Here is a 23,096-nt window from a genome sequence, read left to right on the forward strand (position 1 = left end):
CATTCAGAGGTATGGGGCGCTGGCTTTTACATTGCTTTGGCATTAAGAGGCAGGTATATTAGCCACATCGATCTCGGCGGCAGATGCGTAGCCACCGACACCACTTGTGGCTTCGAGCCTGACATAGCGTGCCTGCTGGATGTTAACGCTAACGGATTTGAGAGACCGGTCGGACGACCAGGAGCCGCTCGCGACCTTTGTGAACGTCGTCCCATCAGTGCTGACATAGACATTATAGCCAGTAATGTTTCCTGTCGTAGATGTGTCGAGGCGTGGTTGGTAGGTCAGCCCAGCTATGCTCTGAACGCTCCCAAGGTCAATGGTAATTGCTTGAGGCAGCGGAGCTTGAGGAGTAAATTCGTCATGCCAGATCGTATTCAGATTACCATCGATGGCTGAGCTGGCTGGGTAACCATCATGGGCACTCGTTGCGGTCGCACTCAGAGTTGACCGCGGCACAAAATGCGTCCAGGGACCATTGGGAACAGTATTGACCGGCGCACCGCATATCAGCTGTAAATCTGCCCAGTCAGTGCGATCATTGTAGTTACCGTCACCTGCATCATCGACGTGTAGAGTGAGCACCTTTGCTCCAGTCAGGTTGACATCAACAGATTTGGTTGCGGCTCGGGTGACGAGTCCACTGTCGTAGATCTTCGTCCCATCAGCGAATATCTGGAATATTGCTGTACCGCCTTGTGGGTTAATCTGATTCACAATGTCGTCGATCCCAACCGTCGCGGACAGGTGTGTGCAATTATTTCCCAGGTAGTACGCAACATCGGATTGTGGAACAACACCAATGCCCTTAGAATAGGCATGTCCTTGTAACGTAATTGGGTATCCTTCCACGCTTGCATTGGGGAATGGAACGCTATAGCTACTGCTGGCATCGAGCCAGTAATGATCGCTGAGGTAACCGGTACCAGATGGTGGCGCTGATGGTACGGTTACTACTAATTGGGTGCTTGTGCTCTCCTTATGGTGATTACCCCATTGGTATGTCGCAGTCACCGAGAGCGTGTAACTGCCAGGAAGGGTACCAGCTGGTGGCGTTACGAGCCAGGTCCCTTTGACTTGCCCCCCAGTTCCAACAGTATGGGTACCGGCAGGTTGCTGTTTCACTTGCCATCCCTGCGGGGCTGAGAAATCGAGGCGCACATCATTAACAGTTTTACGTCCATAGTTCTCAAACGTCGAGGAAATAGTCATACCCGTTCCAGGGAGAGCCAGGTAAAGACTCGATCCAGGATAGGCCGCAGGCGTGCTTGGAGCTGATAGGCTAGTTGAAGGAGGAATATCATTTCCAGCTTTTGGGGAAATACGATAAAGAACGGCACTCTGCGGCGCAACGGTTGCGCTAATTTGCCCTGCCGTCTCTGTACTCTGGTGTGTCCACAAATTGTTCAGTGTGTAAGCGGAGGCGTGAGCGAGACCAAGAGCATCTGTGCTGGTTGTGATTGTCAAGGGACTTGTTCCTCGATTGAGGAGGGTAACAGCACGATCACCGTTGGCAAGAGGTTTGACCCAGACATCACCATTGCCATCTTGCTTAATTCGAGTTCCCTGCGCGCCAAGCGCATCCTGGTCCACAGCTATGACATCGCGATTGGTCAACATTTCCTGGGTTGTCGCGGACATGCTGCGAATATCACTCCCAACAATTAAGGGGGCGGCAACCATAGACCACATAGTGAACTGAGCCTGCGCTTCAGCATCGCTCATGCCAAGCCCTGGTCCAAGATAGTCGGGATCGTTCCAGTGCCCAGGGCCGGCAGCTTCGGGATGAGCCGCATCGTGGTCCAGGTTTCTCAGCACATCGGGCCAGAGCACGCTGTTGGGAAAACCGACATCAGTGTCTGTGCGCCACGAATTACCAGTGTTTGGACCAAATGAGTAGGAGTAATATGCGGATTTTTGTAGAGGTGGGTTATTCTGACCGAAGACATTTGGCGGAAATGGATTGCAGATATTGAACAACATAGGCCTATGGCTGTTGTTATTCAGGAGTGCATCACGAAATTGACCATATGCCGTAGCTGGATCTAGGTCCAATTCATGACCGCCACAGAAGTCTACCTTCACCGCGTCAAATCTCCAGGCAGCAAACTGGTCTACATCCTGCTGATAGTGGCCGTAACTGCCTTGATTGGCACCGCCACAGCCATTGCTTCCTGCATCGGTATAGATGCCAGCCTTTAGCCCCTTAGAGTGGATATAGTCCGCAATCCACTGCATGCCATGAGGCCATTGCGTCGTGTCAACAGTGATATTGTTGTTGTTATCACGCGTACCAGACCACCAACCACCGTCGATCCAGACGTACTGATAACCGACAGCCTCTAATCCACGACTTACCATCGTGTCGGCTATACTGACAATTGTCTGCTCATTAAAATTACTGCCGAGTCCATAGTAGGTATTCCATCCCATATAAGGGGTGATGGCAAGACCGTTGTCCAGGTTGATCTGAGCTTGTACAGACTGTGTCGATCCAAAGAGCATAAACTGCACTGCGATTGCTAGGGCCAAGCTCACTGAAATAGCGGCACGAACTACATGGCTACCCACTACCGCGCGTGGTCTAAAACACAGCGTGCGGGCACTGCTCGATAGTTTAGGTACAATATTCACGTTCTCTTTCCTTCAAGGTACGTGGTGCACTGATCATCCATGATCAATGATTCCATTAGGGAATTCTTCTTTCATAGAGAAAGAAGAAGTGTGGCACTCTTTCAACAACAATCTTCCCGTACCAAATGATGAACTGTCGTCCGCTTGTGTTGTCTACATGATGAGAATAGTAGTTACGTTCTCGGAGAAGATAACTCCTTTCACAATGAAGAATTCCTTATGGTTGTTAGTGGTGCATCCGCAAGTGAGAAGGTGAATTTGTGGGGGAAACACCCCACGCCTCGGCAGAGGGGTTCCTTCTGCACCTCCCCTTTGTGCTGGATGCACCATTAGGAAGCAGCCATAAGTTCATCCTATTCCTAAAAATTGACATGCGCGATTTTGCGATTTGTTGTTAGTGTATCGTTGAAAGTATCTGCCTACAATTGACGATCTAGTGGTAACAATGGACAATATAATGGTTTTGAGCATCAACTCTTCATTGTCAGACGAGCAAGTGGTCTGCGTTATATGGTAATGTGAACTACCACTGAGCTGAAGACGCAGCGGCTTCTTCAGAAGTCGTCGGGTCTGCGGTTTGGGAGCTTTTTCGGAAGCTCAAGTTCACCAGACTCCTCATCAGAAATGATGAGACCGTTTGAAAGGTCATGACACCTGCGGTTGACGCATCAGACCGCTGCTCTGTCGCCTGGATTTAAGTAGGGCTGAGGAAAGGTCCTGTGATTCAGGCGCAAAAAGCCTTTTGAACACTGTCGAGATGAAGTCGGATTCCCTTCGTGTACCAAAGCCTATGTGCTCACGTGTGATGACTACACCTGCCAGCACTGCAAGGGGAAATCAAAGGAGACACGACTTAAAGTGCATCACATCATCTTCCGTAGCCAGAACGGCAGTGATGAGGAGGCCAATTTAGTAACGCTCTGTAAAACCTGCTATGATAGTCTGCATGCGGGAACTATCACGCTCAAACGCGCTGGCAAGAAAAGAGGAATTAGTGGCACGAAGCTCACTCTGTGGTGACTATCGTCTTCCTCGGAATGGTCAACCCTGGACCTCATCCGTTTTCAGGACGAGGTTTCCCAGGACAGTGAAGGAGTCCAGTGGCTCAGGGATGAAGAGCATGTTCCCCAGTCAGAATGCGCTCTTCCGTCAGGATTAACTCGCTCAATTGTTGCATTGTAACTGTGGTGCTGGATGGGCCGAAGAGGACCCCCTGTTCCTCTGCCAAAGCGGTAGATACCTGGCACAAGCGTTGAGTGAAACGGCTGTTTGCCTCGCTGTAGCGGGCGAGAGGTTCCTCTGGAAGAGCTTCATCCATCCAAACAGCATAAAAGACTTCCGCCAAAGCGAGATGGTGCAGTACTTGGCGCAGCGACCATCCGCCGTCTGGAGGAGTCCAGTCAAGCTCTCCCATACTCAGTTGCTGGGTACGTTGTGCCACGAGCGAAATCACCAGATCGATGCGCCAGAGCCACGCTTGCAGTTCTGCCGTAGACAGAGATTGCAGGTCTTCCGGCAGCGTCTCTGCGGAAGTGGCCCAGCCATCGGTGGGGATTGGTATGATGCCCTGCCGCTGCCAGGCCAGCCATTGATCGATCTGGTTCAGGTGATCAAGCGCATGATCCAGAACCCGGCGCAGGATTTTGCGGGGGGTATAGCTGTGTTCTGTATCAACCAGGACGAGATGAGTGGGATCATGCTGAACGAGACGTTCCAGGTAGGGACGCGCATAGGCATGAGCGGCGAGGAGATGCTCACCTGGGTCAAGCGGCCAAAGGTGGAGCTTCGCGGCCAAGGCCGCCTCTGTAGCGGTAAGCTCTTGGAACCGGGTCATCTCAAGCTTCCCTTCCTGGGCCAGCGAGAGCACCTGGGCGCGAGATTGAGCCAGTTGTTTCAGCAAGGTTTCTTGTTCAGCATGAAGTGAGTGGATTTCAGAATGCATAGGGATCTCCTTCTTGTTTCTTGAGCAGATCCCATTGTACCATTGGAATATTTCGTCTATAATCGAAGTATGAATGATACCCCTAAAGACGTCAACATTGCCGCTGTCGCGGCACTCATCAGCGACCCATCCAGGGCGGTGATGCTCGATGCCTTGTTGAATAAGCAAGCGCTCCCTGCTGGAGAACTGGCCTATCGCGCGGGCATTTCGCCACAGACGGCCAGCGCTCACCTGGCAAAACTGGTCGATGGTGGTTTGCTCATCCTCAAGACACAGGGGCGGCACCGCTACTATGCCTTGAGCGGTCCAGAAGTAGCACACGCGCTGGAAGCCCTGGCGGTCATTGCTCCCCGACGAGAGTGCGTTCTCTGCGAGCCTCAGTCATTGCAGAGCACCTCCATTTTGCCCGCACCTGCTACGATCACCTTGCTGGCAAACTTGGTGTGAGCCTCACCCAGGCGTTGCTGGATGCCGAGATCCTGCACCTGGAGGAACAGAACCCGTGCTATCAGGTCACAGAACCGGGTGTGGCTTTCCTCTCGGACTTCGGCATCAGCCTGGAAAAGCTCCGGCATCAACGTCGTGCATTTGCCCGGCCTTGCCTGGATTGGAGCGAGCGGCACGATCACCTTGCTGGCGCGCTGGGTGCTGCTCTTTGTGAGCGGCTCTTCCAGTTAGGCTGGTTGGAGAAACGCTCCTCTGAAAGGACGGTGCAAGTGACCAAGCATGGCCGGGAAGGCTTGAGAAAAGCCTTTGGACTCCAGTTCCCTTGAATCTCAGTTGGGGTCAAATGCATGGTTACATGCGCAGGAGCCACAAGAGTCTGCAAAGGACGGAGTAAAACTGGCCCTAAGGGAGCACTTTGGTTCAATGCAATCTGGCGGATGCGTCCCAATCTCTTTCGCTTGGTTGTAAGGTCTACAGGCTATCATCTTTTTCTGGTGAGCTTCTTGTTTTCGAGAGCACGTGGGCACGAATTGGGCCAAAATTTACGTCAGACGCTTCTCCACTCAATTTCCATTGAAATATGTACCAGGGAAAACGCTCTGGACATTCTCCTCTCTCATCTCTAGTAGAGTCATGTGGAGAGGAGAGTTGTTAGGCAGAAGAGGAGCAGCAGCCGAGGGGAAGCATTGCTGACGTTTCTCAGAACACTTGGGTTCATACACAGCTTTGGTGAAATAGTGCCCGCTTGATTTTGCTCCCCTCAAAAACGAAAAGATATGGCGTCGGAAACTTGCCAAACATCAGTACTAGGTTCTGCCAGTTTGACTTGCTGCAAATGCGCCATTATACTCCGGGTAGAGAAAGCAAAAAGGAGAGCCCTTCATGGCAAACCGGAAACTCGTTGTCTGGCTGAGACAAGGAGTAGCGGGGTGGAACCAATGGCGAGAGCAATATCCAGATGTGATGGTCGATCTGAGTGATGCTGATCTGAGCGGGGCAGACCTGAGCGGAGCCAACCTGATCAGTGCCAAGCTGATGAGAGCGAATCTGAGCGAGGCCAACCTGAGTGGGGCAGACCTGCGCTGGGTCAAGCTGAACCAGGCCCGGCTGACCAGTGCCTCGCTAAGTGGGGCCATTCTGGAGTATGCCGACCTGAGTGACGCTGACCTAAGCGGCGCGGACTTGAGCAAGGCTAAGCTGTGTGATGCCAAATTGCGTCGGGCCAAGCTGAACCAGGCCCAGCTGACCAATGCCTCGCTGAACCGGGCCCGGCTGAACCTGTCCAGCTTGACCCGAGCCAACCTGGACGGAGCAGACCTGGGCGGAGCCGTCTTGAGCGAAGCCGACTTGAGCGAAGCCCGGCTGACCAACGTCGTGCTGAACCGGGCCAAGCTGGACTATACCCAGCTGAACCAGGCTGACCTGAGCGGGGCTGACCTGAGCAACGCTTACCTGGGCAATGCCAACCTGCGTGAAGCCAATCTGAGCGGGGCTAACCTCAACGACGCAACGCTCACCCAAGCCCTCTTGCAGGGAACCAATCTGGAACAGGTCACTGTGAGAGGTGCGGACTTCCAGGAAGCCGACCTGCGCGGCATCCCCTGGCTGATCGTCATGGACCTTACCCTGCAATCGGGTGCAAACTTTGCAGGCATTCAATGGGATCTCTCAACCGACTAAAAAGAGGTTTCAACAGTATTGAAAAAGCGAGGAAAATAGGTTAAGATGTAGTTATGGAACATATGTTTTAAGCAACAACCTTCTTCGAGCAGCAGTTCTGTGAAAGGATGTGAGGGATGATCAAGGCGCATAAGATCAGACTCCATCCTACAGCGGAGCAGGTGGTGTACTTTGCCAAAGCCGCCGGGACCGCACGCTTTGTCTGGAACTGGGCATTGGCTGAGTGGAACCGCCAATATGAAGCCGGGGAGAAACCCACCGCCTTGAAGCTCAAGAAGCAATTCAACGAGATCAGGCGGGAGCACTTTCCTTGGACCTGGGAAGTGACCAAGAACGCCTCTGATCAGCCATTTCTGGACTTGGGCAAGGCGTTCACAGCCTTCTTTGCAGGTCGTGCGCACCGCCCACGCTTCAAGAGCAAAAAACGAAGTAAACCGAGCTTCTACCTTGCCAATGATCAATTGGAACTGGGCGATCATCGTCTGTGGATTCCCAAGCTCGGATGGGTGAATATGGCGGAGAAGCTGCGTTTTACCGGCAAGGTGACCGGAGCGCGGATCACGAAGTCGGCGGATTGGTGGTTTGTGTCCATCCAGGTCGAAATGCCTGATGCTGTCGCGGTGAAGAGACCAGGGGCTATCGGTATGGATGTAGGACTGAACCGACTGGCAACCTTGAGTACGGGAGAGGGAGTCGAGAACCAAGCCTTCCTCAAAACGGCTCTGGGGAAACTTCGCCGGGCGAACAAACGGCTGCATCGCAGGAAGCTTGGATCGAACAATCGGGAAAAAGCACGCCGAGAGGTGGCCCGCCTGCACTACCGAATCACCTGCATGAGAGATGATGTGCTCCACAAGTTGACCACCAGGCTTGCGAACTGCTACGGGATGATTGGGATTGAAGACCTCAACATCAAGGGGCTGATCAAGAATCGGCGTGTGTCGCGTGCGTTCTCAGATGCCGCACTGGGCAAACTGTTCTCCCTGCTCGACTCAAAGGTGACGCAGCGTGGTGGACAGGTGGTCAAGGTGGGGCGTTTCTTTCCTTCGAGTAAGACCTGCCACTGTTGTGGCTGGAAGTGGGAAACAATGACGCTCGGAGACCGCGTCTTCCGCTGCCAGAATGCGGTATGCCCCTATTATCAGTTCCCGCAAGATCGTGATCAGAATGCTGGCCAGAATATCCTGCGGGAAGCCCTCCACGTGATCGGGCTGATTGATCAAGTCGTCACCGGTATTGGCTCAGACGAGGACGTAAACTTGCCTGCGGACGCGGGGTAAGACCAAAAAGGCGTCGGTCTTGGCGGCTCCTACGGATGAAACAGGAACAACAAAAGGTGTAGTAGAGCTATGCGTGCATACGTTTTACTACATTAATTGGAGCAGTTCTCCTTCCCGGCGGACCATCCGATTAGTCCGTATACGGAGGGATCTTTCTTCTCACCTTGTAAGGCCTATACGAGTGTCATGATCAAGTTGCCCAGACTGTTTGCCATCATAAGCATGGCATAGGCATGGGGACCACCAAGCGCGTACCCGACGAGTGACAAGAGCACACTCCCACTGGTGCAGATGGCAACGAGGACGGAGACGATAGCCGCCGCCCTAACCTTTTTGCACTTTCCTCGCTGACGAAGTAATCCAGGGCCTCTTTCATTGCCACTTTGTTGACGCCCGATAGGGGCTTTTCCCGCTCGACCTGAGTCAACCATAGCAGCACCAGCAGCGAAAGAACCATTATGTCTTAGACACTCTCGTGAAGGACACTCTCGTGAAGGGATTTTACAGGCGACTTTAAGGGTTGGGACCCAGGAAGTAGCCGATCCATCGACCGCCTTCCCTTAACGCCTATTTCGAGGTAGGAAATGGCTCCCCAGGCGGAGTGAGCGCGAAGACATTGGTCGCCGATATTCGCACTTTTTCGCGGTAATACGGCACAACTACCGTCAGAACTACCGTCAAATAAATAGGCCTGAAACGGCTTTTAATCAGCGGTTAGGTGATATCTGTTGATTTCTCTTTTGTGCAGTTCTCTCTGAAGAAGGCTCAAACGCACTTCTATGAAAATGGGGAGCCCGCTAAGTGCATGAACCATTTTCATTCCCTTCTCCGACGAGCAACGTCATGGTCCTTTTGATGATGAGACTGGAAAGCATGTGCAACCGGGCAAACGAATCCCGAAACGCTGCGTCAACGTGCCTGTGAAAGGTCTACCTTTTGCCGAAGGGTCTACCATTCCTGTGGGCATGAAAGGTTTACCGGCTGCTGAAAGATCTCTATCATCTCGAAACGTCTTCTTCTTCAGAAAGGTCTACCATTTGCAATGCCAAAGGGAGGCTTTTCTGAAGAAGATAGACCTTAGAAGATAGACCTTTGCAGAAAATAGATGAGAGAACAAGAACTCCGTTCTTCTTCTCCTTTTCCCTCGTCGGCTACACCAAACTGGGTCAACTCCAACATTCATGATACACACTATTGACCTCGTGAGAAACAACTAAACCTCATCAAGAGCATAGGCAAAGCAGTGTTGAAGAATGGTTCGTCGATGGCGAAGACGCTCTTTGGCACGCACGAGTTCCTGACGCAGGTGAGCCAGATCCCGACAACACAGATTCTTGAGTTCGCGACGTTTGAGCAGGTTCCACACCTGTTCCTGCGGATTCACCTCAGGGGCGTAGCCAGGCAAGCGTTCCAGATGCACCCGTTTGCCCATCGGACTTGAAAGAAACTGCTTGACCACCTCTGCGCGGTGGATGGGAGATCCATCCCAAATGACCAGGAGTGGGCCCGAGATCTTGCGCAACAACATCCGCAAAAAACGCACGACATCCTCGGCGTTGTATGCCCGCTCTTGCATCTGCATGAAGAGCCGTCCGGTCTTTGTGATCCCTCCAATGGCGGAGAGATGATCGCGCGTCAGCCTCACACGCAGCACTGGTGTCTGCCCTCGCAGAGCATAGGTTCGCACGACCATCGGCAACAGATAAAAGCCCGCTTCATCGACAAAGACTATCGTGCGGCGTTCCTGCTCGGCTTTTTTTTAGATGGGGCCAGCGCTGCGTTTTCCAGCACTTGATCGCTTGCTCATCGCGTTGGGTGGCTCGTTCGACCGGTTTCTGCATGCTGTAACCCAGCTTACGTACCAGATACCCACAATGATCGGGGTGATAGCTCACTCCAAACTCTCGTTTGATCGCCACCGCCAGTCTCCGGCTATTCCAGATATCCCCGCAAAATCCATAGGCTGACGCTCCTTTCGCCAGCACGGCTGGGATTTGGGCTTGCTGCTCTGCCGTCAAGCGGGGCGTGGCTCCTTTCGCCGGATGCGCTTTAAGCGCTTCTTCCCCTCCTTCTCTTCCACTTGTCATCCACTGGCTCACCGCTCCCTCCGTGACCCCCAGAGCTCCTGCGATATCTTTTTGTTTCCATCCTTGTCGTTTCAGTTCCCAGGCGCGTTTGCGCCTCTCTTCTCGCCAATCGGCTTTCTTTGGTGCTCCCATGCCTCCTTTAATCGGCTCGATCCGCTCAAACTTTAGCTCTCTCTCACGAGGTCAATAGATGGAGCACATACATACGGCCCATAGTCGCCTCGCCAACCTGATCAGTACCAGGCCTGACCAGGTTGCATTTACTGCTAGCACCACCGATGGGCTGATGCTGATTGCCCACTGCCTGGACTGGCAAGCAGGCGATACGATTATTATCGCGGAGGACGAGTTTCCCAGCAATGTCCACCCGTGGTTGAATCTGCAAGAATTGGGTGTACAGGTCCACACTGTACCTGCTCGCAACCACCACATTGTCGCCGAAGATATTTTTGCCAGTATTACTTCACGCACACGGCTCGTCAGTCTGAGCCTTGTCGAGTTCTCAACAGGATTCCGCAACGATATTGCTCCTATCGCTGCATATTGCCATGAGCGTGGCATTCTGTGCGGTATTGATGCGATACAAGCTCTGGGTGCATTGGAGGTGAATGTGCAGGCACTGGACGTTGATTATGTCGCTGCGGCAGCGCACAAGTGGCTGCTCAGTCCACGCACCACCGGTATCCTCTACGTCTCCGACAATCTCTTCCCGCAGCTGCATATGAGGCGCAAGAGCTGGTACAGCATGGAGGAACCATTTGACTACTTCAATTATCAACAGCCATTGAAAGCAGGGGCAGCCTGTTTAGAGTACAGTTGGCCCAACGCTTTCCCTATCGTAGGACTGGATGTTGCATTGGAGGTCTTCGAGAGCCTTAATGGTGGAATGCAAGCAGTTGAGGCGCGAGTCCTGGGCATTACCGGCCGCCTTCTGGCAGGGCTGGAGCGACTCGGCTACCCGATCATCTCGCCACAGGGCAAGGGTGAGCGTTCAGGGATCGTGTGCTTTCTGCCACATCCTGAGTACCGGAATATGACGAACCAGCAGATAGCGAGTGGGCTAGCTGCCCAGCAAATTTATGTAGTGGCACGTGCCGGTGCTGTGCGCATTTCACCACATTTCTACAATACCATCGAAGAGATTGATGTGGTGCTCAATACTCTTGAGGATTTGAAGAAATAAGCTCCATTGAGAACAAAGATACCTCGTGACAGATTTTTACGGCCTTCCTAGTTCTACCTCAAAATGGCGCAAACGGTCGTTTCTCCGTTGATGCGAAAAGTTATTGGGCAGAAAATGACACCGCTTGGGAAGCGGTGCGCCGCCGTCAGACGAAAAGTGATGCGATTGTGAAAACGCATTTTATTGCTTCAAACAACACACCTCTGGGTGTAAATGTGATGACTAAATGGCGTAGTTTTGGCTCATGCGCACTTTGTGTGGGAAATTTCATCACGATGGAGCACCCGTAGACGGAGCAGATCAAAGTTGGCACGCCCGTACATTTGTCGCTTGAGGAGCTTGAGTCGATTCACCTGCCCCTCAACCATTCCATTGCTCCACTCGACTGTAAAGGCGGCTCTGACGGCATCCCAGTCTTTACGCAACCCACTGACAAAATGGTGAAGCTCGGGGAACGAGGTCTTCGCGACCTGTTGTACCCAATCGTCGAGCTGCTCCGGGCAACGAGCATGCATCAATGCTCGAAACTGTTGTACGAGCTGATACAATGCTGCCAGGTCAGTATGGCGCTGAAGGATCTCGCCGAGATCTTTCTGTTCCTCTGGCTTCAAATCCGTTGGATGGCGCAGAAACAAAAAGTGGACGTGAGTGCCGCGAAAGCTGCCGAACAGACGGTGGTATCGGTGTTTCTGGCAAGCTGGCCCCTTTGCGTAAGCATCTGATGTAGGCAGAAACGGATGCATAGGAACCCTGATAGCCACGCCCAGCGATCTCTTGATGCAGGTGTGCGGCATTGTGACATCCTGCCTGCCAGCGCTCAAACAGAGAGACGCGATACGGGTCCAACTTGGTCTTTTCTTTTCTTCTGCGTTTCTTTTCAGGAAAAGACGCAGCGGCAAGAAATCGCTCGATGGTGCTTCGACTCACGTGCAAACGAGATGCAATCTCCCCGATCGTGAGTCCTTGCGCCTTGAGAGCAACGGCCTGCTCATAGCGCTGGCGTCGCTCTTCTCGGTGAGCCAAACGGACCTTTTCTGCTTGCTTCGCCGGAACAGGACGGATGTCTTGAGGCAATGGAAGATCTTCTTGGGCTTGGACGAGCAATGGTGAAGTTCCCTCTTCATCTCTGAAGTGAAAACAATCGCGGTAGTGCTTGAGGAGAGCTTCGAGGTCATCGCCCAGGTTCGCGGATCAGATGAAAGCGATCTGCCACCTGAAGCGCTTGAGGAGCGCCTCGGCGGGCGGCATCAGCATACTCAGTAGACCGATCTCGGCTGATGATCTTCACTCCAGGATGGGCCTTGAGCCAGGCAACCACGGTATCAGCTTCCCGATCGGGAAGAAGGTCAACGGGGGTATGTCGCTCCAGATCACAGAGAATGGTTCCATAGTGGCGTCCCTTGCGCCAGGCCCAGTCATCGAGACCAAGGACCCGAGGAACCGGGGCAGCAGGTAAAGGGGAGCGACGGAGCAAACGTAACAAGGTATCACGGCTGGCAGAACATGCAAAGGATTCAGCCACACGGGATGCAGGCTTGCCACCTAAGGCAAAAGCCAACGCACGCAGCAGCTTCGTTTGGCGGATGGTTCGCCGTGAGTGAGCCTCGACTAGATCTGGGAATGGCGAGAGCAAACGTTTGGCGTTGACACGTCGGCTTCTGGCACAAGAACCGACGGACACGCAGATGCAACCGGACGGTGTATTCCAGGCAAGGAAGATCCGCAGGCTTGCGAACGTAGGAACCATGCAGCCGTGTTGATGGAGAGGCGCACACAGGGCATGGAACAGCTCTCTTGGTTGATCGAATGGAAAAGATGAGTACGTTGCCCTCACGAGTTATCTCTTCGATAACCACATTGGGGCTATTTGGGAACAATATGCTTGCTAGGGAATTCATTGGTACTTTCATGTAGAGGAAGAAAACGGCAAGAAAACTTCCTGTATTGTATCACTTCTGAGCTTCCCACACAAAGTGCGCATGAGCCATTTTGTCTCTATCTAATTATCGTATTTACGTGCGCCCTTTCACGGGTAAAGGAGTTTCTCAAAAGAGATATGCTTGAGTAATGGCATAAGGGTTGAGCGGCATGCGTAAAGCCTCAGCAAGGCTTTAGGTGTGAAGCCCGCTGACAAAGGAGCTTGTGATCCTAGCCGAAAGGACCCAAGACCGAACCCTGTGACCTATGCCGACGAGAGAAACCTTCGTCCGAAGCGTCGTTAGATAAGACGGGTGAAATGGCTGACACACCCGACCCAAAATGGGATGGCGGCTGTCCGGCTATGTGTAAATTATGGCTGGAATTGCTCCGAAGTCCGCCCGGCGTATAGGAGGCGAGCTAAGGGTCACTAGAACTTCTTTACTTGGAATGGGGGAACTCTCAAACCGCTTTACTCGACAGAGACGCGAGAATGCTAGCGTGCGGCAGAGAGGGCGGAGGCGGCATAGTAACCGAACGCCACGCTGTAATGGCGAGGACATGGTGAAGGTCCGCCAGGGAAAGATGCTTGACGAGAGGAAGAATGGATGCAGTGAGGAAAGCAGATGACGGTTGGAGTAGTGGCATCATGTTCTCCAGCAGAGTGGGGGATGCCATGCAACAGGTTGTGCTGTGCTCAAACTGGTGCGCTTCACGGGGGCAACCCAAATCCACCACCTCATACGCAAGGGCCGAATAGGTCATGTCGAGTACTGGAAAGCGCAGTGCGGGGAAACTCGCCTGCTGCGTTTGGACGGGGGAAAGGACGTAAGTCCCTACCTATCCGTACAGGTTGCTTCCATACCAAGCAGCTGTGGCAGAGGATTATTTGGAAGAACAATCTCGAAGAGTAAGTCATCAGTTATGGGTTGAGGGATCGTCTGAAGATCAAGCTCGTAATGTCTAAAACGCTTCACGTGTTGTCTCTGATAGGGAGAAAGCGCCGCTAACTCGTCTTTGGTGAGGGCATAGTCCTCTTGAGCAAGCACGTTCAACCTGACGTTGTCCACTTTTGAAAACAGCCTGCTCTCCTCTTGACAACGTTCTTCTTTCTCATTACAATAAGAGTATCATATGCAACCAAAGGTTGCATATATGTGCTCTACTATGAAATAGTTGGTTACGTGACATGACGTCAGGAGAATTTCGATGACCGAGAAGATTGAGCGAGAAATCAGCATTCAGGCACCGATAGCAACCGTATGGGAAGTCATCACAAAGCCTGAATACATTCGCCAGTGGTTTGGCAGTCAGGTCGAAATAGACGTGCGACGAGGTGGAAAAGGCAAACTGAGTTGGGGCGAGGACGTTGAAGCCCCCCTGGAAATTGTCGAGGTAGAGAAGCCGCATCTTTTCTCATTTCTGTGGGTCGCACCCGATGAGGAAACCAAACCAACCCAGCAGCAAACCCTGGTTGCGTTCAGGCTGACAGAGGATGGTGCGGAGACAAAGGTATGCTTAACAGAAAGTGGTTTCGAGAAACTGGAGATTACGGCAGAACAGAAGGCCACTCTGATTGCCAACCATACCCCTGGCTGGGAGGACTTTCTGTCCAAGTTGCAGCGTTGTGCCCAGAATATCCCAACAAAGGCGTAGCTATGTCATCACCTGCCCCTTTTAATGAAGAGCTCTGGTTTGCCATTGCTGAACCGAGCCGACGGAAGCTCATCGAGGTTTTGCTTCTCAAAGGTGAAGCGACTGCAAGCAAGCTGGCGGATGAAGTGCCGTTTAGCCGCCAAGCAGTGAGTAAACACATCGCTGTTCTGAAAAGGGCAGGTCTCGTCAAAGAGCGCAAAACGGGCAAAGAGGTACGTTTTAGCCTCTCGCCAGAAGGACTCAGTGCTGCAGTCCAGGAACTGTCACGGGCTGCAACGCTCTGGGATGAACGGCTACAAAAGATAAAACACATTGCTGAAACGCTTCATCGAGAAGGAAAGAGCACAAATGGAGACAAAAACAATTAAAAAAGAACAATTTATTAAAGCGACACCAGAACGAGTCTTTAAAGCGCTTACCGAAAAGCAAGAATTAGAACGCTGGTTTGTGCAAGAAGCTGACATTGAATTGAAACCCGGCGGAACAATTCGTACAAATTGGGCGCCTGGTATGGGAGAACATGGAAAAGTAAAAGAAGTGGAGCCGTCTCAGTTGTTCAGTTTTACTTGGGAAGGAGCATTTTCTCCTACCCCGACAACCCTTACCTTTGAATTAAGGGCAGAAAAAGATGGTACGCTGTTAACATTTACCCATAGCGGTATTGGTGAGGGAGAAGGATGGGAGGCTTATGCCACTATCGGCAAAGCGTGGGATGCTCATCTTAAAGATTTAACGTCTTGGATTGAAACAGGGACATGCCCACCACCAGGACCAAGAGGATAAGACAAGGAACAGTAATCGCCAAAATGGTTAGGATAGTCATTTATACTATTCTAACCATTTTACTATTTAAGGAGCACTATACAAAATTTGATAAGTTTTCAGGTAGATACTCTCATTTTTATTGTCAAGGAAGGTGTAAATATTGAAATTCCATGAGGTAATTTCGACAATTATCTGAGGTAAAGCAAGGAACTCTTCGGCCGCGCCAATGTAGCTTTACTGACCTCCAAAGGGCTTTGAGCAGCGATGGCAGAAAAAGACGAAGGCGGTATTACCGCAGATAATTGTACGATTTTTGCCTCTATCTAATTATCGTATTTACAGTTAAAGCATTCTCGGCTAATGTATACCTCATTTTTGCACTTTGGGAATGTTTCTTGATTCAGCCAGCAAGCGGTCAGAGATCACCAAACCTGACGGAGTCCCATTTTATGGTCTTTTTGACAGTCATCTCCGCAATAGGCAGTTGTGCTCAACCACCGAATAGTGGAGCTCTCTCTACCAAAAAACTTAGCGTCCGTCTTACAAAAATTACCTTAAACAAAATATATATGTAATATTAACACATTGGGGTTTAGATAAAATTCGTATGGAGCCAGGCCAGAAGCGGCTTGGCCTATTTTATGACAAGGTGGTATAAAACGGCTCTACAAGCCAATTCTTACCGATTTTATCTAAACTCCAATACTATAAACACACATGTAAAAGAAAAGGAGCATGAGATAAAATGAAAGCGATCCATATTCATGGCCGTGGTGGTCCAGAAACACTCGTGTACGAGGAAGCCCCAAAACCACATCCCGCACAGGGAGAAGTACTGGTCCGCGTCTATGCGGCAGGAGTTATGGCACCAGAGTTAACCTGGGAGCCAACCTATCAAACAAACGCAGGGCAAAAACGCGCTCTCCCTGTTCCCGGACATGACATGTCTGGTGTGGTAGAAGAAGTTGGTCCTGGCGTCACTGATATCAACGTCGGATCTGAGGTCTATGCCCTTACGGCCTTTGAGCGGGATGGCTCAGCGGCGGAATATATAATTGCTCTCCCCAGCGAACTTGCCCCCAAGCCGCGCTCCCTCGACCATAGACAGGCTGCATCCGTGCCGTTGGCAGCCCTGACCGCGTGGCAGGCTTTCTTTGATCACGCCAAACTGTCTGCGGGGCAAACTGTCCTGATTCATGGTGCGGCGGGAGGCGTTGGAGTCTTTGCTGTGCAGTTGGCCCACTGGGCCGGGGCACATGTTATTGCAACCGCATCTCCACGCAATCACGACTTCTTGCGCGAACTGGGTGCAGACGAGATCATTGACTACACCAACGCACGCTTTGAGGACGTCGTCCATGACGCTGATATTGTCTTGGATACGATTGGTGGAGATACGCAGGAGCGCTCCTGGTCAGTGCTCAAGAAGGGTGGTGTGCTTGTCGCGATTGCCACACCTCCTTCGACTGAGCAGGCACAGGCGTATGGTGTCCATTGCGTCTGGTTTATTGTTGAGCCCAGCCGCGAACAACTGATCCGGATTGGCAAATTGATCGATGCTGGGCAGATGAAGCCTATCATTGACACGGTGTTCCCTCTGGCCCAGGCCCGTGAAGCATACGAGCAGGGAACAAAGGGACATACAAGAGGCAAGATTGTGTTGCGCGTTCATGATGAAGTGGAGGAGGAATAGGAGCGATGATTCTTGTGACAGGTGCGACAAGTGCTGTTGGGAAGGCCGTCATCAAAGAGCTTCTGGCAAGGCAGGTTTCAGTACGTGCCTTCGTGCGTAAACCGGTTGATGCCGCGGAACTCCAGGCTCAGGGGGTGGAAGCTTTTTTAGGTGATATGACGAAGCAAGCAAGCGTTGCGCAGGCGCTGCAGGGAATCGAGAGCGTTTATCTCATTACGCCGGTCGAAGAGCATCTCTTAGAAACCGAGGGGCTATGGGCGCAGGAAAGTAAAAAAGCCGGTATACGTCACCTCGTCAAACAATCTGAAATAGGGGCGGACCCTCAATCGTTCAGTCCATTACTCTGCGATCATGGGAAAGCTGAGGACGCAATTCGTTCCTCAGGGGTACCGTACACTATTCTAGGTAGTGTTGCAAAAAATTTAAAACTCAGCAAATTGAAGTACACACGAACATATCTCGCTGGGAAAAGATGCAGAACATGCACTTTTTCTCCGTGGAAATAATTCTTGTGCCGTAAGTACCCGATCCATTTTCTCAGCTCAAAATTTTTTGCAACACTACCGCTGGTTCGGCAGAAAACCAACCTCGGCGAGGCTACGAACGTTCGGGAAATCGCGAACGAGGCACGGTATAGCTTCCCACCCTGCCTGCATAAAGGCAAGGGAGCGATGGACGCCGTTCAAAATGAGGAGGCGTGAACCGATCTTCGCAACATGCAGGTAGTTGGGCTTCAACTCAACCTCGACATGGGTAGTCACCGCAAATCTACGTGAATCGATGCGCTGGGCCTTGAGGGGGAGAAGAGGAGAAAAGGTAAATGCGAGGTCACGGAAAAGTGGTGTCCGGAAGGCCAGGGAAGGTGAACCAGCAACATTGCTCATACTTGGCTCAGCCAGTTCCGACGTTCCCTCGTCACAAGCAAAGTCAAGTGCCTGCTGAAACTGACCTGGTGCTGGGACAATGGGTTGAAGCGTCTGGAGATAATCCAGGTTAACATACCATTGTGGGGTAATAAGCTGGCGGACCGGAGCAAGGCAGAACCGATACTCTGAAAAGTACTGCGTATAGGTACGTCCTCGCCGCAGTTCCATCTCTCGCTTTTCCAGGGACTTTGGCAGAAAGGTGATAGACGTACTGGACAAAGCATGAGACGATTGAGAAAAATGCTCCTGACTCGTCAGCCATAACTTACGGAGTTCCTCGATGGGGCGTGTCTCGACAATATTCTCTTGATGAAGAAGCTGATAAAAGTGAATTTCTGGTAGGACCCCAATCAGCCCCGCAATAGTGTAGGTGTCGGTTAGATGGGCACTATCTGTAGACGGCTTGTCTACAACAGTTAAAGTGGCTTCCATGCGTGGACAAAAATCTCCATATTCTTATTCAATGGTGTTGTACAGCACCGTCAGTTCCCTCCATTGGGTCTTGGATACGCCAAGAAACGCTGTGCTTTACTGTGATGTAGTATACTACCGTCCTGTTGTCCTGTCAAGCTTTTAACAAAACATATTGTGTCTCTGCACAAGATATCACAAGCCCACATCTTTGCATTCTTTGAGAGGATACGGAAAGCGGAAATATCTCTTTTTGTAGATGCTATTGCGGCATTGCCCGGAGCGCTGGCTACACCTGCTGCTCTTGCGCCAGGTGATACGCCTGCAAGCGACCTCAACGCGGACACGGGCAGACGCAGCTTCGCTGCTCCGCCCGCCCGCGTTGGTCCGCGCAGTCTATCACCTGGCGCAAGAGTCTCCGCTACGCTCCGATCCTTCGGACAGCAGGTGCTTGACGCCAGCACTCCGGAGGGCGGCAGTGTCGCAAGCCCGGCATGCCTCCGGCGGGACCTCACGCCCCACAAGCTCCTGGTAATAAGTGTGAAATCAGCACACATTTTGAGGTGAAATTGGCAAAATCAGCGCGAAATCAGCACAAAATGAGGAGGCAATGCGAGTCAGGAAGCCCTATTGCACCATCAGCGCCCTGGTATGTATGGGCTGGTGATAGTTTTGAACGTAATGCACTCCATACTATTCTCTCAAATGAACAAAAACGACGCGAAACAATTCGCTTTCAAAGCGCCTTCTCCAGGTTCTGGATGGTCAATTTCGACTTTTCGCGCTGATTTTGCCAATTTCACCTCAAAAATTTTGCGGTTTTCGTGCCATTTACCAACTACATCTCGAAAAGTGAACACGATTTTCTACGTTCTTCCCTCAGCTTTTTTGATACATAAATGATACCGTATTGCTATCTGATTCTCCCCAGAGAACGGCTAAACTAGAACAAGAGCTAAACAATACAGCATGGTGTTCTCAATCCAGTCCCGCACAAGAACTGGCACAACATCAAAAAGTAGGGAATTACACAGATGAAAGGACCCGATCAGTGGACTTACACTCACACGAAGATGGGAACAAAGCAGCAGAACAGAGAGCCGGGAGAGGACATATTTCCCGGCGGAGCGCCTTGATAAAGCTGGGATTGACAGGCCTGGCCCTGACTGGAGGAGGGGTAGTCTGGACCTCATGCAGTGACCCAACTGCCTCAGACTCTGATGTCCCGGTTATCAATGCCTCGGTTTCCAACAAGAATGGCACGACCGTCTTCGTGGTCTATCGGGGACATACGAGTTCTGTCAATGGGGTAGCATGGTCCCCGAATGGCAAGCGGATCGTCTCTGGCAGTAGCGACGGTACCGCCCAGACCTGGGACGCGATCACGGGTAAAAACATTGTGATCTCTCAGGCCAAAGCTAAGCTTTCACCTTATGTAGATTCGGTTGCCTGGTCACCCGATGGATCTCGTATTGCATTCGGAGACGGGGAAACAGTGCAAATTGTGAATGCGGCCACTGCACATCATACATTTACGTATGCCCCTTCAAGTGACGGATTTGTTTCTTCTCTAGCCTGGTCGCATGATGGGTCTCGTATTGCTTCAGTAGGGAGTGACAATAATCAGCAAGTGATACGCGTCTGGAATGCCCGGACAGGGAAAACGTTGCTGACATATCATGGGCATAACAGGGACATCAATGCCCTGGCGTGGTCGCCCGATGACAAGTGGATTGTTTCTAGTGACAATAATAAGCAGGTGCAGATATGGAATGCGGCGAGTGGAAACAAACATCTGATTCATACAGGTTATGGTGAGCATGATATTGTCAAAAGCGTTGCCTGGTCGCCCGATGGAAAGCAGATTGTTTCAGGAAGCGATAATTACACAGCTCGTGTCTGGGATGTGGCTACAGGCCAGACGCATCTTACTTACAGCAAGCATTCCAGCGGAGTATGGGGTGTAGCCTGGTCACCCGATGGCAAACGGATTGCCTCAGCAGGTGCGTATCCCGATTCAACTGTTCAGCTTTGGGATGCAAAGACCGGAGGCAACGTCTTTGTCTACCGTGGCCATTCTCCAGATGATGCGGTGTTATGTGTCGCGTGGTCACCCAATGGGAAGATGATCGCATCAGGAAGTCTGGATCATACAGTTCAGGTCTGGCAGGCGAAGTGAGCCGAAGCGGAACCACCAGAGGTGGGGCACACAGAAATAGTTTGATCTATAATGGGGTCCCGACATAATTTCCCCGATAGATTCCGCTAAGGGCGAGCAAGTCGTAAAGAAGTCCTGATGTTTTCCGCTAAGCTTGCCAGGGTTTTAGTAAATAAGGTGAAATCCGCAACAATTTTGAGGCGAACGTGAAATAATCAGCGCGAATTGTAGGAATTTAACATGTAGCATCTAGAGAAGCCGCTTCTCATCTGAGGTGCCAGCAGAAATTTCTGTAAATAACGTGAGGCTCGTGGAGCAATCATTCAAAGAGAAGCGTCCCCGGCATTCACAGAATGCCGGGGACGCTTCTCTTGTCAAATCACTCTTGCGCATATACCTACATCACTGTAGCAAAAATCAAGCGTGGAAGCAAGGCTCAAAGGCAGCTGGCACTTACGCGAAGAGTTCCTGTACCTGACGAAGCAAGCGATCTAACTCAAACGGTTTTTCAACAAAGATGAGATCTTTGCGCTCTCTGGCCCGCTTCGGAAGACTAGCACTCATCAGCAGGATAGGCGTCTGCTCAAGGCCTTTGGAGATTCGAAGTGCGTCAACGCATTCCAATCCATCCATGCCGGGCAGAAGATAGTCGAGAAGAATGACATCGGGAACAAGCGTGCGCGTGATTTTGAGGGCGGCAAATCCATCACCAACGAGGATCACCTGACAGGGGAACTCATCTTTGAAGAACTGCACGAGAATCCCGCCAATATCAGGATCGTCCTCGATGATGAGGATGGTCTTGATAGGTGGAGGGTCCTCCTCCTGGGAGGAGGGAGCATCAGGTGCTTGCATTGTGCGTCGTGGTCCTTTCCATTGTGGTCGCTAAAGGCGTGCTTTTTTCACGAATGGAACAGGTTTTTCGTTTCACATTCACACCTCTTTTCCCATCTCCACCATATTTCTGTTTATACATTCTCTCTTCAAGTTATTTACAACATTTTACGCCGAAACCTCAGATGAGGAGCCGTTTCTCCAGATCCAGGATGGCGAATTCCTACAATTCGCGTTGATTCTTTCACGGTCGCCTCAAAAGTGTTGCGGATTTTGCCCTATTTACTAGGTTTCACGCCAGTCGATCATCTGCGCATCTAGAATGAGAAGGGTGAGCAGTAATCGGCTTTCCCAGTCTCATTTCAGATGCGCAGGTTTTCCTGTGGGCAGACTCCCTGCTTGCCTCATGCAAAAAAACAGACCCGCCCCATAAAATCAAGGGGCGGGGCTTTGGGTGTTGTGAATGTCTGTTACTTTTGATAGCCTGTGGTTTGGTCGGTGATGAACGCGACTGCCACTCCTGCCTCTTGGACATCCCCACCAAAAGCGTTCTTTCCAGATGAGACACCTATATCCCGTCCCCACACTTCAACGGTATCTCCTTGATTGATTTTTGTCAGATCGGTTCCAGGGGCAAACCCAATCTGGATAACTGAACTGGAGCCAGAGTCGGTATCGCTCACATTGGCCCCAGCCGTGTTACCATCTGAATCTTTGACGAAGTTATCGATAACGGCTGTAAAATGTAGGTCCTTATCCTTATAGCCGTTCCCCATCTTATCAATATTGGTGACGGTTGTATTGGCTGTCTTCGCTTTATAGGCAGCCTTGATCTGTGCCGGAGATTGTGTTGGTTTAGGTGTAGGTGTTGGCTTAGGCTTTTGTGTTGGCGTCGGTGTGACTGGTGCCTGTGTCGATGTTGTTTGTGTGGTGCTACTTGTAGCAGTTGTTTGCGTCGCGGTGTTTACCATCGTGCTACACAAACCACAAGCCATCATGAGCACGAGCAGTGCGCCACAGCCAATACCGAGTTTACCAATCCCTCGCTGCCGCTTATACCACGCCCAAGGTCCGGACTTTTGTGGTGGCTGTGGTTGCTGCCCAGGATATCCTGGTAGTTGCTGCCCAGGATATACTGGTGGTTGCTGTCCCCACGGCTGCTGTCCAGGGTTCGATGGTGGTTGCTGCCCAGGATATACTGGTGGTTGCTGTCCCCACGGCTGCTGTCCAGGGTTCGATGGTGGTTGCTGTCCCCACGGTTGCTGTCCAGGGTTCGATGGTGGTTGCTGTCCCCACGGCTGCTGTCCAGGGTTCGATGGTGGTTGCTGTCCCTGTCCCTGTTCCTGTCCCTGTGGATTAGTGTATGGTGATACTGGTTGAGAATAAGGATTCAGATTGTCATTTTGATTGTCATTATTGGTCACAGTCTGTACTCTCCAATCTTAAAACGATAGATATCTATATGGATGAGTATGATTATACA

General features: G+C 51.5%; 23 protein-coding genes and 2 pseudogenes. 13 read left to right on the forward strand and 12 right to left on the reverse strand.

All coding sequences use genetic code 11. From position 1 onward, the window contains the following. Positions 1 to 42: 42 nt before the first annotated feature. Positions 43 to 2,634, reverse strand: coding sequence for an NPCBM/NEW2 domain-containing protein (locus tag KTE_RS27580; protein ID WP_201386665.1), 2,592 nt, complete (start codon positions 2,632 to 2,634; stop codon positions 43 to 45). Positions 2,635 to 3,414: 780 nt separating this feature from the next. On the opposite strand from KTE_RS27580, the pseudogene KTE_RS27585 reads away from it, so the two are divergent. After that, a pseudogene (locus tag KTE_RS27585) lies at positions 3,415 to 3,624 on the forward strand (HNH endonuclease); the annotation flags it as partial. A 115-nt stretch (positions 3,625 to 3,739) separates the two neighbouring features. Here KTE_RS27585 and KTE_RS27590 read toward each other — a convergent pair. Next, entirely contained in the window at positions 3,740 to 4,576 is an 837-nt protein-coding gene (locus tag KTE_RS27590; protein ID WP_201386667.1) for a DinB family protein, read from the reverse strand. 69 nt (positions 4,577 to 4,645) lie between these two features. On the opposite strand from KTE_RS27590, the gene KTE_RS27595 reads away from it, so the two are divergent. From KTE_RS27595 to KTE_RS27610, 4 genes are all read left to right on the forward strand, one after another. Further along, on the forward strand, positions 4,646 to 5,023 hold the full coding sequence (locus KTE_RS27595; RefSeq protein WP_201386669.1) for a helix-turn-helix transcriptional regulator: 378 nt from the start codon (positions 4,646 to 4,648) through the stop codon (positions 5,021 to 5,023). Further along, a complete protein-coding gene (locus KTE_RS27600; RefSeq protein WP_201386670.1) occupies positions 5,020 to 5,349 on the forward strand; it encodes a hypothetical protein in 330 nt (109 codons plus the stop codon). Before KTE_RS27595 ends, KTE_RS27600 begins: the two co-directional genes overlap by 4 nt. 556 nt (positions 5,350 to 5,905) lie before the next feature. Next, positions 5,906 to 6,703, forward strand: coding sequence for a pentapeptide repeat-containing protein (locus tag KTE_RS27605; RefSeq protein WP_201386672.1), 798 nt, complete (start codon positions 5,906 to 5,908; stop codon positions 6,701 to 6,703). Between the two features lie 116 nt (positions 6,704 to 6,819). Further along, positions 6,820 to 7,983 (forward strand): RNA-guided endonuclease TnpB family protein, encoded by a 1,164-nt coding sequence (locus tag KTE_RS27610; RefSeq protein ID WP_201386674.1) that lies wholly within the window; start codon positions 6,820 to 6,822, stop codon positions 7,981 to 7,983. 173 nt (positions 7,984 to 8,156) lie between these two features. Here the strand turns inward: KTE_RS27610 and KTE_RS27615 are convergent, their stop codons facing one another. From KTE_RS27615 to KTE_RS47910, 3 genes are all read right to left on the reverse strand, one after another. Beyond that, positions 8,157 to 8,414 (reverse strand): hypothetical protein, encoded by a 258-nt coding sequence (locus KTE_RS27615; RefSeq protein WP_201386676.1) that lies wholly within the window; start codon positions 8,412 to 8,414, stop codon positions 8,157 to 8,159. Between the two features lie 782 nt (positions 8,415 to 9,196). Further along, the gene (locus KTE_RS47905) at positions 9,197 to 9,682 is read right to left on the reverse strand and encodes a transposase (protein WP_305068552.1); all 486 of its coding nucleotides are present in this window, start codon (positions 9,680 to 9,682) and stop codon (positions 9,197 to 9,199) included. Between the two features lie 16 nt (positions 9,683 to 9,698). Continuing rightward, a complete protein-coding gene (locus KTE_RS47910) occupies positions 9,699 to 10,202 on the reverse strand; it encodes a winged helix-turn-helix domain-containing protein (RefSeq protein ID WP_236600612.1) in 504 nt (167 codons plus the stop codon). A 58-nt stretch (positions 10,203 to 10,260) separates the two neighbouring features. On the opposite strand from KTE_RS47910, the gene KTE_RS27625 reads away from it, so the two are divergent. After that, positions 10,261 to 11,253, forward strand: a complete 993-nt coding sequence (locus KTE_RS27625) for an aminotransferase class V-fold PLP-dependent enzyme (RefSeq protein WP_201386678.1) — start codon at positions 10,261 to 10,263, stop codon at positions 11,251 to 11,253. Positions 11,254 to 11,495: 242 nt separating this feature from the next. Here KTE_RS27625 and KTE_RS27630 read toward each other — a convergent pair whose 3' ends face one another. The 4 genes and pseudogenes from KTE_RS27630 to KTE_RS49825 form a co-directional block, all read right to left on the reverse strand. Further along, entirely contained in the window at positions 11,496 to 12,047 is a 552-nt protein-coding gene (locus KTE_RS27630) for a transposase (RefSeq protein WP_236600613.1), read from the reverse strand. A 109-nt stretch (positions 12,048 to 12,156) separates the two neighbouring features. Further along, positions 12,157 to 12,357: pseudogene (locus tag KTE_RS49815) on the reverse strand (helix-turn-helix domain-containing protein); the annotation flags it as partial. Between the two features lie 67 nt (positions 12,358 to 12,424). Continuing rightward, positions 12,425 to 12,775 carry a transposase gene (locus tag KTE_RS49820; protein WP_201386690.1) on the reverse strand — a complete coding sequence of 117 codons (351 nt, stop codon included), beginning with the start codon at positions 12,773 to 12,775 and terminating at the stop codon, positions 12,425 to 12,427. Further along, positions 12,768 to 13,163 carry a transposase family protein gene (locus tag KTE_RS49825; RefSeq protein ID WP_374226791.1) on the reverse strand — a complete coding sequence of 132 codons (396 nt, stop codon included), beginning with the start codon at positions 13,161 to 13,163 and terminating at the stop codon, positions 12,768 to 12,770. The genes KTE_RS49820 and KTE_RS49825 overlap by 8 nt, the downstream gene beginning before the upstream one ends. 1,216 nt (positions 13,164 to 14,379) lie before the next feature. On the opposite strand from KTE_RS49825, the gene KTE_RS27650 reads away from it, so the two are divergent. The 5 genes from KTE_RS27650 (at position 14,380) to KTE_RS27670 (ending at position 17,790) form a co-directional block, all read left to right on the forward strand. Then, on the forward strand, positions 14,380 to 14,826 hold the full coding sequence (locus KTE_RS27650) for an SRPBCC domain-containing protein (RefSeq protein WP_201386699.1): 447 nt from the start codon (positions 14,380 to 14,382) through the stop codon (positions 14,824 to 14,826). A gap of 2 nt (positions 14,827 to 14,828) precedes the next feature. Further along, a complete protein-coding gene (locus KTE_RS27655; protein ID WP_201386701.1) occupies positions 14,829 to 15,194 on the forward strand; it encodes a helix-turn-helix transcriptional regulator in 366 nt (121 codons plus the stop codon). Then, entirely contained in the window at positions 15,175 to 15,609 is a 435-nt protein-coding gene (locus KTE_RS27660; RefSeq protein ID WP_201386703.1) for an SRPBCC domain-containing protein, read from the forward strand. Before KTE_RS27655 ends, KTE_RS27660 begins: the two co-directional genes overlap by 20 nt. Positions 15,610 to 16,336: 727 nt before the next feature. After that, a complete protein-coding gene (locus KTE_RS27665; protein WP_201386705.1) occupies positions 16,337 to 17,284 on the forward strand; it encodes an NADP-dependent oxidoreductase in 948 nt (315 codons plus the stop codon). Positions 17,285 to 17,289: 5 nt separating this feature from the next. Next, entirely contained in the window at positions 17,290 to 17,790 is a 501-nt protein-coding gene (locus tag KTE_RS27670) for an SDR family oxidoreductase (protein WP_201386707.1), read from the forward strand. Between the two features lie 54 nt (positions 17,791 to 17,844). Here KTE_RS27670 and KTE_RS27675 read toward each other — a convergent pair whose 3' ends face one another. Further along, positions 17,845 to 18,642: a hypothetical protein gene (locus KTE_RS27675; protein WP_201386709.1), complete on the reverse strand. Its 798-nt coding sequence runs from the start codon at positions 18,640 to 18,642 to the stop codon at positions 17,845 to 17,847. Positions 18,643 to 18,880: 238 nt separating this feature from the next. Between KTE_RS27675 and KTE_RS27680 the strand changes: the two genes are divergently transcribed. Both KTE_RS27680 and KTE_RS27685 read left to right on the forward strand, forming a co-directional pair. After that, the gene (locus tag KTE_RS27680; RefSeq protein ID WP_201386711.1) at positions 18,881 to 19,156 is read left to right on the forward strand and encodes a hypothetical protein; all 276 of its coding nucleotides are present in this window, start codon (positions 18,881 to 18,883) and stop codon (positions 19,154 to 19,156) included. A gap of 516 nt (positions 19,157 to 19,672) precedes the next feature. Beyond that, a complete protein-coding gene (locus KTE_RS27685; protein WP_201386714.1) occupies positions 19,673 to 20,800 on the forward strand; it encodes a WD40 repeat domain-containing protein in 1,128 nt (375 codons plus the stop codon). Positions 20,801 to 21,232: 432 nt separating this feature from the next. On the opposite strand, the gene KTE_RS27690 is transcribed toward KTE_RS27685, so the two are convergent. Both KTE_RS27690 and KTE_RS27695 read right to left on the reverse strand, forming a co-directional pair. Next, positions 21,233 to 21,634 (reverse strand): response regulator, encoded by a 402-nt coding sequence (locus tag KTE_RS27690; protein WP_201386716.1) that lies wholly within the window; start codon positions 21,632 to 21,634, stop codon positions 21,233 to 21,235. A gap of 449 nt (positions 21,635 to 22,083) precedes the next feature. After that, positions 22,084 to 23,037, reverse strand: coding sequence for a hypothetical protein (locus KTE_RS27695; protein ID WP_201386719.1), 954 nt, complete (start codon positions 23,035 to 23,037; stop codon positions 22,084 to 22,086). Positions 23,038 to 23,096: the final 59 nt, after the last annotated feature.

It is taken from the genome of Ktedonobacter sp. SOSP1-85 (assembly GCF_016587415.1).
Classification (GTDB): domain Bacteria; phylum Chloroflexota; class Ktedonobacteria; order Ktedonobacterales; family Ktedonobacteraceae; genus Ktedonobacter.